General features: G+C 37.7%; 13 protein-coding genes. 2 read left to right on the top strand and 11 right to left on the bottom strand.

Annotated features, from left to right (window positions below; all coding sequences use genetic code 11):
* The 7 genes from O3C63_03610 to O3C63_03580 all read right to left on the bottom strand — a co-directional run.
* Positions 1 to 235: hypothetical protein (locus O3C63_03610; protein ID MDA0772010.1), on the bottom strand; the 235-nt coding region annotated here is incomplete at its 3' end.
* The gene (locus tag O3C63_03605; GenBank protein MDA0772009.1) at positions 235 to 1,362 is read right to left on the bottom strand and encodes a hypothetical protein; all 1,128 of its coding nucleotides are present in this window, start codon (positions 1,360 to 1,362) and stop codon (positions 235 to 237) included. The genes O3C63_03610 and O3C63_03605, both read right to left, overlap by 1 nt.
* Positions 1,362 to 2,294 (bottom strand): GTP cyclohydrolase FolE2, encoded by a 933-nt coding sequence (folE2, locus tag O3C63_03600; GenBank protein ID MDA0772008.1) that lies wholly within the window; start codon positions 2,292 to 2,294, stop codon positions 1,362 to 1,364. Before folE2 ends, O3C63_03605 begins: the two co-directional genes overlap by 1 nt.
* A gap of 12 nt (positions 2,295 to 2,306) precedes the next feature.
* Positions 2,307 to 2,789 (bottom strand): phosphoribosyl-AMP cyclohydrolase, encoded by a 483-nt coding sequence (gene hisI, locus O3C63_03595; protein MDA0772007.1) that lies wholly within the window; start codon positions 2,787 to 2,789, stop codon positions 2,307 to 2,309.
* An 85-nt stretch (positions 2,790 to 2,874) separates the two neighbouring features.
* Positions 2,875 to 3,375 (bottom strand): phosphatase PAP2 family protein, encoded by a 501-nt coding sequence (locus tag O3C63_03590; GenBank protein ID MDA0772006.1) that lies wholly within the window; start codon positions 3,373 to 3,375, stop codon positions 2,875 to 2,877.
* Positions 3,375 to 4,286, bottom strand: coding sequence for a glycosyltransferase (locus O3C63_03585; protein MDA0772005.1), 912 nt, complete (start codon positions 4,284 to 4,286; stop codon positions 3,375 to 3,377). The genes O3C63_03590 and O3C63_03585 overlap by 1 nt, the downstream gene beginning before the upstream one ends.
* Positions 4,273 to 5,058, bottom strand: coding sequence for a methyltransferase domain-containing protein (locus tag O3C63_03580; GenBank protein MDA0772004.1), 786 nt, complete (start codon positions 5,056 to 5,058; stop codon positions 4,273 to 4,275). Before O3C63_03580 ends, O3C63_03585 begins: the two co-directional genes overlap by 14 nt.
* A 29-nt stretch (positions 5,059 to 5,087) precedes the next feature.
* On the opposite strand from O3C63_03580, the gene O3C63_03575 reads away from it, so the two are divergent.
* Both O3C63_03575 and O3C63_03570 read left to right on the top strand, forming a co-directional pair.
* Complete coding sequence (locus O3C63_03575) at positions 5,088 to 5,258, top strand: hypothetical protein (protein ID MDA0772003.1); 171 nt, start codon at positions 5,088 to 5,090, stop codon at positions 5,256 to 5,258.
* A gap of 253 nt (positions 5,259 to 5,511) precedes the next feature.
* Entirely contained in the window at positions 5,512 to 7,293 is a 1,782-nt protein-coding gene (locus tag O3C63_03570; GenBank protein ID MDA0772002.1) for a hypothetical protein, read from the top strand.
* 734 nt (positions 7,294 to 8,027) lie between these two features.
* Here O3C63_03570 and O3C63_03565 read toward each other — a convergent pair.
* The 4 genes from O3C63_03565 to O3C63_03550 form a co-directional block, all read right to left on the bottom strand.
* Positions 8,028 to 9,146: an ATP-binding protein gene (locus O3C63_03565; protein ID MDA0772001.1), complete on the bottom strand. Its 1,119-nt coding sequence runs from the start codon at positions 9,144 to 9,146 to the stop codon at positions 8,028 to 8,030.
* A gap of 63 nt (positions 9,147 to 9,209) precedes the next feature.
* Entirely contained in the window at positions 9,210 to 10,604 is a 1,395-nt protein-coding gene (locus O3C63_03560; GenBank protein ID MDA0772000.1) for a sodium:solute symporter family protein, read from the bottom strand.
* The gene (locus tag O3C63_03555; protein MDA0771999.1) at positions 10,601 to 11,584 is read right to left on the bottom strand and encodes a hypothetical protein; all 984 of its coding nucleotides are present in this window, start codon (positions 11,582 to 11,584) and stop codon (positions 10,601 to 10,603) included. The genes O3C63_03560 and O3C63_03555 overlap by 4 nt, the downstream gene beginning before the upstream one ends.
* Positions 11,584 to 12,780 carry a DUF4143 domain-containing protein gene (locus tag O3C63_03550; GenBank protein MDA0771998.1) on the bottom strand — a complete coding sequence of 399 codons (1,197 nt, stop codon included), beginning with the start codon at positions 12,778 to 12,780 and terminating at the stop codon, positions 11,584 to 11,586. The genes O3C63_03555 and O3C63_03550 overlap by 1 nt, the downstream gene beginning before the upstream one ends.
* Between the last annotated feature and the right edge of the window lie 14 nt (positions 12,781 to 12,794).

Genomic DNA, 12,794 nt, shown 5'->3' with positions numbered 1-12,794 from the left:
CATGTTCATCATTACGAATCAAAGTACTTAAATCATTAGGGGCAATTCTGCCTGAATTATGGAAACCCAATCCAAAACTCACACTGGTAACACCTTTGCTCATATTATAAGCAGGGATAGTGATGATTGGTCCAGCTAAACCAGTACCCTGTAAACTACTACAACCACAAGCACCGCCGTGAGCCTGGACGGCTACAAACTGGAACAACAATATCAATATTAAAAATCTTTTCACTAGAAACTATTATTCAATGCTGAATCTGTCGCTGCTGCTGCACATACTGGTGAGCCACAACAACCACAAATCGCTCCAGTCATACTAGCAAAAACAGAACTCTTACCAAAAATTCCAGACAAAGATTTTAGTATTTGATCAAAACCTACAAAACCAGCACTGGTCAACAGAATCCGAGACAAAGTTGAGACTATATTTTGGCTTCCCGCACTTAAATTTCGACTACTAAATTGAATTAGCTTATTAATTAGTGGTGAGATAATCTGGACTTTGGATTCGACATTAATCAAGCTTGGCAGCAGTTCTTTCCATTTTTTAAGATCACGGATATTTTTCTGAAACGCCGCTATTTCTTCGCCTAAATTATTTACATGACTATCACCACTAAATTTTTCAATGATAGCTACTGCTGTAGTAGCAAAGAACCTTGCCATGTTAGTCCCCAAGCCAATTTTATTCTTTGTAGCCTCAGCTAAGGCTTTATCACCTGCCGCGGCACCAGAAACCAAATAAGTCAAAGCAAGCCTGCCTAACTTAGTACGGCCTCTATTCAATGCATGCATCCCAGTAATTGCAGTAAGAGTCTTTAATATCTGTGGAATTTTAGCCTTAGACAATAATTTACTAATAATCAAAGCTGGTGAAAGAAAGGAAACGTTGAGACTTAGCTCTTTAAGCCATTGAGGCAATTTACTATGAGCAATAATTGACTCTAAAGTATTAGGGTGGTCATGACCGTGTGTATGCTTATGATCATGTGCTTCATTATGGTGACCGTGGCTATGATCATGCTGCTTAATATGACCATGTGGAGTACCATGGTGCTCACAGCTATGATCATGACAACTATGATCATGCTTATGTAGCTTCTCATGAATGTGGCTTATACCGTGGTTCTCTTTTAGCTGTTTGTGATCATGGCAGATTCCACAATTGTCATGGTGTATATGAGCAGCTTCTTGAAGAGGTTTTGGCTGTTTGCTTATATGACTAGCGCTTGACGAAACTCTTGACCTACTTACACCGCTATGACTAGAACGATGTTTTGGTGCATGACTTTTAGTTACAGGACGCGCTTGAGTTTTCGGACCATGATGAATTGAGCAAGCTCCATCTTTACAAGCCATTATTTAACTCCCTTACTAGTAATCACAACAGCGTTATGCGCATGCAAACTCTCAAGATGTTCAACTTTGATTTGATAATCAGCTACTCTAGCTTGCTTATCCAGACAGGCTTTGAGCCTGCGAGCAGCATCTTCACTAAACATCATATTAGTGCCATTGAGCCTGGCAAATTCTTGTTCATCTTCGCGTTTGACAGCAGCTTGCACTGGGGTAGCAAGTGTTGTTTCAATTAGATTAATCCAATAATTCAAATCAAGCTTGGCACTTACTTCATTGAACTTGAGATTGAGATTGACTTTGCTTCTTTGTGCATGCGGCACGGCAGCTTGTGACTTTTCTGAGGCAATCCAGTCAGCGACTTCATCACGACTCAATTGATCCTGATCAAACTTTTTCAAAAACTCTTCTTTAACAACTTGCCTCGCAAGAGCCGCAGAACAAGGACAAGTGCTTGAATAAATTATTTCAAGTTGCATTTCATAAACCAGCTTGGTTCCTGGACCTCTAGTCATAGACAAAGTCACAGGATAAAATCTATAACCAGTCTCATCACTCACCAGGGCTTTTTTGGCTTGAATATATTCAAAACTCACTGCTACATGAGCAGAGAAACTCAAGTTCTTATGAGTCTCAAGCATCGCTTCAGTCAAACTAGCAAGACTAGGGAAGCTCAATGGGTAAGCAGCAAAAAACTCTTTGGCTTTCAAATAAAGCCTAGACATATGAATGCCCTTGGCGTGCGGGTCATCAAGGCTGACATAAAGCTCTGCTCTCGCTGGAATCGTAGCCAAGTTGCCCTTATGATCATGAATCAAGACAGGCAACTCTACTTGAGACATGCCCACTCGATCAAGTGTGGTTGCAATTGGTGAGCGCAGCTCACTTGCTGCGTCAGGTTTTTTATTCATGTCATTGTCGATAATTTTATTCATAGTCAAACAGGTCTACAATTGTGTAGGATTGGGGACATCACCATAGACCTCCTGTGGATCAAAAGTCTTCTCACTCTCGACATACGTAAGCTCTATTGGCTTACTAGGATCATAGTCCTTGCCATTGGGCACAGTCCGGTAAAAACAAGAACGATAACCCACATGACAACTAGCACCAGAACCAGTGACAGTAACTCGTAACCAAACACAATCCTGATCGTCATCGATGCGCATCTCTTTGATGTCTTGATAAAGACCACTAGTTGCTCCTTTGTGCCAAAGCACTTTGCGCGAGCGGGAGTAATAAACCGCTTGTCCTTTTTCTATAGTTTGCTTGAGCGCTTCAGCGTTCATATAGCCCTGCATCAATAGCTCACCCGTTTGATAATCAGTAGTAACAACTGAGATCAAACCATGCTCATCAAACTTAGGCGCAAGCTCATTTGCTTCTTCGACTTGTTCTATAGTTTTGCGTTTTTGGAATATCTCGGACATTAGGGACTAATTGTAACAAATGCGTATTTCATACTTCAGTTGAAATCCAGAAATTACGTGTAATTTTGATAATTTATCAATAAAACTAGGCCCAAAGATGGCAAATCTTATAAAAAACCTCATAAAACGGAGCATTAAATCTAAGCACTAGATCTTCACAAAAATACAAATAACTAAAAGCAATAAGCCAACCTACTACTACGTCCTCTACAAAATGCACTCGCAGATAAAGACGCGATAAGCCCAAAACAAATGGCAAGGCATAAAGTAGCTCAGCATAAGGGCTAGCAACTGCAAAATGCTTGGCTATAGACCAGTACAAAACCAAAGATACTAAAGAATGTCCTGAAGGAAAACTCCAGCCCTTAACATGTTTAACTTTCCATCCAGAGACAGGTGGTCTTGGCTTGCGAATAGTATTCTTGAACGCAAGATTGACAGCATAACCCCAAAACCAGATCGAACCCACTTGATAGCCTTGTTTAAAATCAAGATACAAAAGCAAACAACAAATACAAAACTGCGGGAAGATATTGCCAGCATAAGTTAGAGTGCGAAGTATTAATCTAAGTATTTTGTCTTGCATCAATGGAAGGAGCCCAAAAACTTGTTTACAGTATCAGGCATTATTGTTTTAGCAAAGCTCATCAAGTACAAGCCCCACCATCTACAATCATATAGTCTTTTGGCGTTTCTCTCTAGTGACTTACGCAATCTGTCTCTAGCTGCCTTGAGATCACCAGCAATGATATACCAGTAAGCGCAACGCAGGTAAGCCAGACTATAGGCCTCATTTGTGTTTGGCGTATTAGCATCAAGGACTTTAAATGTCACTTCTTCAATCTTGTGAGCTTTTACATTCTGCACCGACTGTCCAGGATGCAAACGATAAGAACCAAGAGGTTCCTTGATATGCTCAAACTTACCGATACGAGCAAGGCGTAACCAAAAATCCCAATCCTCATAAGGAATAAACTCTGTATTTTGTTTACCTACCATCTCAATATATTTTTTGCGAATGATTGGAGTGACAGATGGAATAAAATTGCGCTTCAAAAGTTCTTCATAGATATTTCCCGAGTAGCCCTCAAGTTGACGCTTTGCTGGAGCAACCAGATTACTTGCCATATCCATTCTATCAACAGCCGCGTAGCAGCAAGCAAGCTCAGGATCAGCATCCATTACTACAACTTGTTTTTCTAATTTATGCAGATACCAAGTGTCATCTGAATCCACCAAACAAACAAACTCACCTTCTGACAAACTCATTCCATAAGACCTTGCAACAGCTCTCTCTGAATTGGCTTGTTTAAAATACTTGACCCTAGAATCCTTATCAGCAAAGGCTTTGACTATAGACTCAGTATTATCAGTACTGCCGTCATCAATAACTATCAATTCAAAATCAGCAAAAGTCTGAGCAAGAATACTTTCAATCGTTTCAGAGATATAATCCCCGCGGTTATAGGATGGAACAACTACACTAACTCTTGGCAACAAACTCTCCTAAGTCTAAATTATTTTTATTCATCAAGCTCTTTCCGGCAGCAGTATAAGACCACAAGCTACCTGGGTAAACAAGCATGGGCGCGTAGTAAGTATGCACATCATCAAAAACCTTGACCAAATTAGTTTGAGTTTTTTCAAGCTCTTCTTTCATAAAAATAGGCGAACCAGATTGAGCGCAAAACACTCCATCCTCTTTCATGATTCTTTTGATACCTTGATAAAAATCTACTTCTATTAAGCCAGCAGCAAAGCCCTCAGGGTCAGTTGAGTCACAAAGCACCAAGTCGTAACTAGCATCAGGAGCAGATTTGATAAACTCAAGTGCGTCTTGCACCTTGAGATCTAGTTTAGGATTATCAAACTCAGCAGCAATTTGCGGAAAGAATTTCTTAGAAACATCAATCACAGCTTGGTCGATTTCTACCATAGTTACTTTGTCTATTTGCTTGTCCCAATTGCGCAAGAGGTCACGAACGATACCACCGTCGCCAGCACCGATTACTAAGATATTTAAATTACTACGTCCAGTTAAATTCTGAAGTCCGTAAGTGGTAAGAGCTTTGTGATACATGTGTTCATCAAGATCACTGAGCATATAGCAACCGTCCAAAACTAACACAGTGCCATAAAGCTCATTTTCATAAACCAAAACATCTTGATAATCACTACGCTCGTGATAAAGCACTTCTTTTTGAGACATTCCCAGTGAGTGGTGATCTTTGTGTGTTTCATGAAACCAGTTTGTTGTTATTGTTGACATAGGGGTCTATTTTATCATCAGTATAAGGAGTGCACTTCAACCTGACCCTTATTCGACTTATTCTTACTGATTTTAGTAATGTTACTCAAGCAGATTTGAATATAATTACAGAAAATATAAGAACAGCTCCGTTGAAATGTTTGGACTGGATGACTCCAGCAGAAGCTCTTGAGAAAGAACTCGCTTTTGACACTAGCTGATAAAAATCCAACTAAATAGAGATTCAGGGGTATTTTCTCCTGATTTTGACGATTAGATCTACTTTTTGGTGGTTTTAACCTATGGATTTTTGAAATTCATTTTATCTTTTAAATTGTAATAAGCTAGGATTAACAAGTAATCTATGAGTCTTTTTAGAAAATTAAGCTAGAAGTTGGAATTTGCCTCATTCATAAGTTCTGATTTACTATCAATTATCTATTAAAACTCCCTTTATAATTCTAAGGGATTATTATGCTTAATCAGATTGCAGCTGCTGGCGCTAATTTAATACATCGAGTTGATGATAAGTTTCATGTTACCTTACCTACAGGCCTTGCAGCTATTAGAGAACCTATTGATAGCAAGCCAACAACAAAAATTGCAAATTTCCATAGAGCAATTGTCCAGACCCACTTCCCACAGCCACCAAACCCAGATAGAATCGCAAGAATTAAAGACTACTACTTCAAAGAACACGTTATCAAACCAGAAAATATTCCAGAAGCAGAATTCATAAGACAACAAAGAATTGCAAGAGACTTGGGGCATGGTGATGTCGATATTACCGATGAATTAAAAAAACAACTAACAGAAGTTATTATCCAAGACCAAAAAGCTAGAATCGAAGATTGGCTTGATTATTTACTCTCCGATGATAGCTCTAGTTACCCTATATGGGCTAAACACTGGGCTTTTGATGGAATGCTTAAGCTTGGACAATACGATAAAACAAAACAGAAATTTAGCAATAGGTCTTCTGATACTACTGCACCCTTCACTGAACTTGATAGAGAAGCTCTCGCTCTAGTGATGGACTTAGTTATTAAAAAAGTTACTCAATTTGACACTCTTCCAAATCACCTTAGTAAACAAGAAAAAAACACAAATTTAGAGGCAATATTTCCAGAAATTAAGGATGATAATCAATTAAAAGATTTAATACAAAATGCTAATTTTAGAACTCTCTATGAATATGCTATTAAAAAATTAGCTTCATCTGAAAAAAATCTTAGTACTACAGAAGGTGCATGGGTAAAGTACCCTAAAGGCTCAGATCATATAGTTCTTGTCGAAGCACTTAAGGGTAAAGGCACAGGATGGTGTACTGCTGCTGAATCTACAGCTAGGACTCAATTAAGCTCAGGTGATTTCTATGTGTATTTTTCTTTTGACTCTGAAAACAAACCTACTATTCCTAGAGCCGCTATTAGAATGCAGAATAATAGTATCGCTGAAGTAAGAGGAATTGCTGAACAACAAAACTTAGATTCTGCTATTACTGATGTCGTAGAAGATAAGCTTAAAGAATTCCAAGATGGTAAATTGTATAAGAAAAAATCTGCTGACATGAAGGCTCTTACTGATATAGAGAATACTGTAGATTTAACTAAAGACGAATTACGATTCCTTTATGAAATAGACTCCATCATAGAAGGCTTTGGTTATCAAAAAGATCCTAGAATAGCTGAAATAAAAGCTAAAAGAGATATGAAGCAAGACTATGCAAGCATCTTTGATGTCTTGGCTAACAAAGTAGCTACTTCAATAGATGAACTTAATGATGATACTAAAATCTTTGGCGGCGATTTGGATTTACGTAGCTCACAAGTGACTTCTCTTCCAGCTGCTTTAACTCATATTGGCGGCTATTTGGATTTAGAAAACTCACAAGTGACTTCTCTTCCAGATGCTTTAACTCATATTGGCGGCTATTTGGATTTATCTAACTCACAAGTGACTTCTCTTCCAGATGCTTTAACTCATATTAGCAGCGATTTGAATTTACGTAGCTCACAAGTGACTTCTCTTCCAGCTGCTTTAACTCATATTGGCGGCGATTTGAATTTATATACCTCAAAAGTGACTTCTCTTCCAGATGCTTTAACTCATATTGGCGGCGATTTGAATTTACGTAGCTCACAAGTGACTTCTCTTCCAGATGCTTTAACTCATATTGGCGGCAAGATTTGTTTCAAAAGAGATCAAAATGTTAAGGTACCAAAACTATTTGTAGAGAAAATACATTATTCATAAGGGTTCTATCTCTACTAATGGTATTAGTCTTACTGTTGCAGGGATCACTGACTCTGAATTAAAGGTTTGAGAGGAACAGGGTCGTATCCGAACAACGAACATTTAAGTTAAGGTCTGCCCCTAAAGTTTGACTCCTATGTTAATTACCGCAAGTCAATAAATTTTTTGAAGAGAATTCGTTAGGATTAAATACTTGAAAGGAGTTTGTGATGACTCGAGATTTAAGTATTGAATTTCCGGATGCTTTTTACCATGTTTGTTCACGTGGAATTAATAGACAAAATTTATATAATCAAGAAGATGATTTCTTTTATTTTCTGTCGTTATGTAGAAAAGCTGTGGAGAAATTCAATATTAGAATATTTGCTTTTTGTTTAATGCACAATCATTATCACCTTTATCTTTCAACCCCTGATGCAAACCTATCTAAGGTAAAGAGATAGGGTCCGTAGCTAGACATCAGACATTTTTATTAGTTCTTTTACTACATGTACAAAAAATCAATTACTTGATTTTGAAATTGTGATTAGTGTTTTAATAATTTTGAGTAAGCTAGGACTTCTATAATCAAATTTTATAAGCTTCGCAAAACTACATATAATTTGTCTAATGTCTAGCTACGGACCCATGCTTCCCATGCTTCACATGGACATGATGGAGGACATTCTTGTGGCTCACATTCTTGCGGTGGTCATGGTTGTGGATCTAGTTGTGGAGGTTGAAGACCCAATCCTTCAAATCTTCTCCCAGAGATAATCCTTAATAGAACATTGTCTAATTTGCAAATCACCCATTCGCTGATCCTCACAGTCCTCAAGACAGACCTGAGTAGCCTTAACCTCAGGAAATTTTTTCTTAAGGTAAACTAAATTCTTGTCTATTGGTCTTTGGCTGAGTTTGCACTCAATAAATTCAATTGGCTTATTGTTTTGCAAAATCACAAAATCTACTTCGCGCTGTTCAAGGTCTCTAAAAAACCTAAGCTCCATATCATAGCCTTGAGTATCTTCGATATAATGGCACCACTTAAGCAAATGTGAAGCAAGCATATTTTCCAAACGAGCACTTGGGTTCTCGATTAAATTCCAATCATAGAAATAATGCTTGGATTCTTTTTTCACAGCTTTAATTTTGGATGAGCCAAATGGATGTACTCTGTAAATATGATAGAGATTTTCAAATATTTCTATCCAACGACTAACTGTTTTATGTGCCACTCCAAGATCTTCTCTAAGTGAATTAATTGAAAGTATGGAAGCTACAGAATCAGAAAGCTTGTGTGAAAGCAGCTCCAACAAAGAGATCTCAGAGACCTTTTCCAAGTCCTGCAATTCTTCGTTAATCAATCTTTGTCTATATTCACGCGACCAACGCCTAGCTTCAGTCTCATCTTGAGAGAGATAAGGCTCAGGGAATGGACCAAGATCAAGAAGAGAGTTTAAAGTCTTAAAATCATTTTGATTTAATTCCCTAAATGACAATGGATGCAAACGTAAAAGATGATAGCGCCCTTGCAGCGAATCTCCTCCCTTACGGTAATGATCCAAGCGGGCACTACCAGTCACCAAAATCTGAAAATCATTAGAACGTGAATCATAAAGATCTTTGAGCAGATCACGCCACTTAGCAAACTTGTGAATTTCATCCAAGACTACAATCCCAGCAGAACTCGGAAAAACTTTTTGCAAGATTTTGTCCCTACCACTACTAGTGTCCCAATTGAGATATCGATCTTCTTGATTATCTAATAAATCTAAAGCAAGTGTCGTCTTACCTACTTGCCTAGGGCCAGTAACCAAAACCATTTTTTGCTCAAGATCTTGTTTGATCTGTTGTTCAAGGTAGCGTTTCAATATACCTATATTTTACCCTGTAGTCCAATATTTATGCCTGGATATTAACATACCGATCAAAATTTAAGATTTTTGCTTAAAAACAAAGCATAGCAAGGATAAAACGAGCCCTAAAAATATCGGTTCAAGCTCAAGCCCACAATACTGCTTCAAGAAATATCCTAAGCTTGCTCCTAATATACCAGCAAGCATAGACCAGAATCCAGCTCTTCTGGGATTGCTTTGCTTGCTAAACCCCCTTGGGGGGCTTGCAATGATATTAGGGAAATAACTTGCCAGCAAAGGCACCAACAAAGCACTAATCGCAATAGTGCCGCGCACATACATAAGCTCAATCAAAGACTCAAAATATATTGCAATAATAATTCCCAAGCCAAGAATAAAAACCAAAGCCCATTTATTAATATTAATCACTTGTTTGTGACTAAGATCTTTTTTGACTCGAAGGAAAATATCATAAGAAACCGACATCGCACTAGAGAAACCAAGTGAGTCAAGTGTCGACATCACAGTTGCAACTAAACCAGTAAAAAATATTCCTTTAAAGACAACAGGCAAAACACTAGCTGAGAAAACTAATAGCGAAGTAGCTGGTTCAAGATCAGGCATTGCAGCAAAAGCATAAAGCCCCACCAAGTTAATCATCATATCAAAAATAAACCAAAAACCAATTGACCATAGAATCCCTTGCTTGGCTGTTTTAAGATCAGGACTTGCAAAAATCCTCTGATAAAAACTTGGATGCACTATTGCCCACATTGCAATTAAAAACCATGCCAAAATCAATTGCCAAGACCATTCCCCAGTCAAGCTCAGGTGCGAGCTAGGTAAATTAGCAGTAAGAAATTCAAAACCACCATACTTGAAATAAGCAAAAGGAATCACGAAAGCTATTCCCAAAAACATAAAAATGAACTGAATAAAATCAGTGTAAACAACTGCCTTAAAACCACCTTTGATCATATAGAGTAGTGGAATCAAGGTACCGACTAAGACACAAGAGATTTTATCCCAGCCAAAAATCAATTCACAGATATAAGCAAGCGAAAGAATATAAACCGCTGGCACCATCAAGAGCAGATTGACCCCAGCTCCAAGCAAGGCAGTTGCCTTATCATAACTAGCTTCTAGTTGATCTGGAATCGAAAACAACTTGGTCTTGTGGATTTTCTCAGCCAGAAAAAATGCTACAAAAAAATAAGTAAAATACCAAAACAATCCTTGAGTAAGCCACATTACTAGCCCCTGCTTGAAAGCTAACTCGCCGACACTAAGTAAATTACCGTACCAAGTAGTAACCAAGGTCGCCACAAAAAGTGGCAAGGTGAGCTTGCGTCCTGCCAAAAAATAATTCTCCAAATCATCACCTTGCTCATTTTTAACAAAAAAGCCAATGGCAAATACTAGGACAAAATAGCCAATGAGAATTGCATAGTCAACTATAGATAGGTTTATCAAGATCTTACTAAGACCCCAGCAGTTTTGGAAATTATTTGCCTAATTTGTTTTTGTTCTTCTTTGTCCAAAGCCTCAAGCTCTTTAATAAAGTCCTTAGCAAAATCTTCATAAGCATCCTTAGCAAGAAAACCTATCAACTGACCATCATGAACTTCACCTAGTTTGCTAATAGCAGCATCTAATCTATTTTGGTTGATATAGTTTTCTGCTTCTTGTGCTAATTTCTTGCAAGCATCTGTTAATTTCACTTTGGTTTTTTTGTGTTTGGTCTTTTTGATGATTTTTTCTTCATACTTAGGATTTTTGTTTTTGATTATAACCCTAGCTTTACTTGGTAAGAATTTCGCTTCCAGTGGTTTAATAACGAGCCCCTCAGCAATATTGCTGGCTATCACTGGTAGACCCAAGTAGCCTGGTATTTTTGATTCAAATTCATATGGAAAAGCCAGACAAGCATCCAAGGTCCCTCTAAAAAGCTCTTTGGCATAGAGAAAACCAAGCTCCTCAAAAATTGACATACTTTCATCCAAGCTCAAATAACTAGCATTGTGAATACGCAAATCAAAAGCATAAAAATCATTATCAGCTGAATAACAAACCCCTTGCTGTAATTGAATTGCATCTTTGACTTTGGGAACATCAGGATGCGGATAGTAACCACCAAAAAGCTCACCAAAAATATAGAGCAAATCTGTTTCTGGATAGAGCTTTGTGACTAATGAATGAGCTTTGAGTATTTGTTCTTTGTACTTATCTCGTACTTTCTGGAAATTAAAGAACCTCTCATCCTCTTTCAGTAAGCCGGTGCGTTTGGCTGAATAAATAACTTGTCCGTCAGTAATAAAACATAAATTAGCGCCATGTATTTTTTCTTGAACTATAAACTCACCACCAGCTAAACCATTGTCATAAATAGTCGCAATAAATTCTTCTCGACTAAGATTTTCAACTGGGTGATAGGGTTTGAAACTAAATTCCATTATTGATTAATTTTATCAAAAAAATCACTCCACAAGTCTTGCAAAAACTCCAAATAAGGATAAACCAGAATCTCAGTCGAGTCATCAAGCTTGACTAGGCGTTTGACTGGGTCCTGGCTAACAAGGATTAGCTTAGTTCCTGGAAATTCTTTATGGAAGCTAAGAAGAGATTTATAATCTTGTTTGCTTGCTTTAGTAGTAATTTTAATTTCAATCGCGGACAGAGGCTCATTTTGTTTGCTTATGATAAAGTCCACTTCGTGCTTAGCATCTTGTGTTCTCCAGAATTGCAAGTCATATCTTAGCCCCCTATATTTTATGCACGCTAGTAGTTCTAAGAAAATATAATGCTCAAGAGACTTACCTGCTTCTGCACCCTGAAGGCTCTTCATTTCTCTCTGACAGATATAATTTGCAAGACCGACATCAAATAGATAAAACTTTGGAGTAGATCGTATCGTGTCTCTAGTAACTTTTCTAGAGAACGGCTCTAAGTAGTATCCCAGGAGAGTGTCTATTAAAATTTGATAGTATTCTTTAACCGTTTTAGCATCAACTCCACAGTCTCTAGCAATATTAGAATAATTTGTTAATTCTCCATGAGAAAAAGCGATTGATTTTAGAAATTTAGAAAATGCTGATAAATTTCTTACTAAACTTTCCGCTTTAATCTCTTCAGTGAGATAATCCTGAGTATAGGCTTCTAAGTCTTTGAGTGGATTTTTGCTTAAATAATGACTTGGCAAAAGTCCACGGTTAAAGATTTTAAGCAAATCTAGGTCTTTGCCTAATTCAGGATAGACAAGAGGAAACATCTTGAAACTCCAAGCGCGGCCTCCCAATAAATTCACCCCTGATCTTTTTAACTGACGGGCACTAGAACCACAAAGTATAAAATTCATCTTAGTGTTTTCAATTAGCCAGTGAACTTCATCCAAGAGTTGTGGTATTTTTTGGACTTCATCTATAACTACTAACTGATGTAGAGAATCTACTTTGAGGGCCAACAAATCCTCTCTCAGGTAGCTTGGATTTTCCTGGTAGCGTAAGTATAGGTCTGTTTTGAGTAAATCTATTACTTTGGCAGAAGGAAATTTCACTCGCAAATAGCTTGTTTTGCCAGTCTGCCTTGCTCCAAACAAAAAACAACTTTGCTGTTTAGGCAAATCTATATCCAAGATACGCTCAAAACTCATACTTAGATTATACC

The organism is Cyanobacteriota bacterium, from assembly GCA_027618255.1.
Classification (GTDB): domain Bacteria; phylum Cyanobacteriota; class Vampirovibrionia; order LMEP-6097; family LMEP-6097; genus JABHOV01.
The sequence above is the reverse complement of the archived record's forward strand: the minus strand, read 5'-3'. Positions and strand labels throughout refer to the sequence as shown.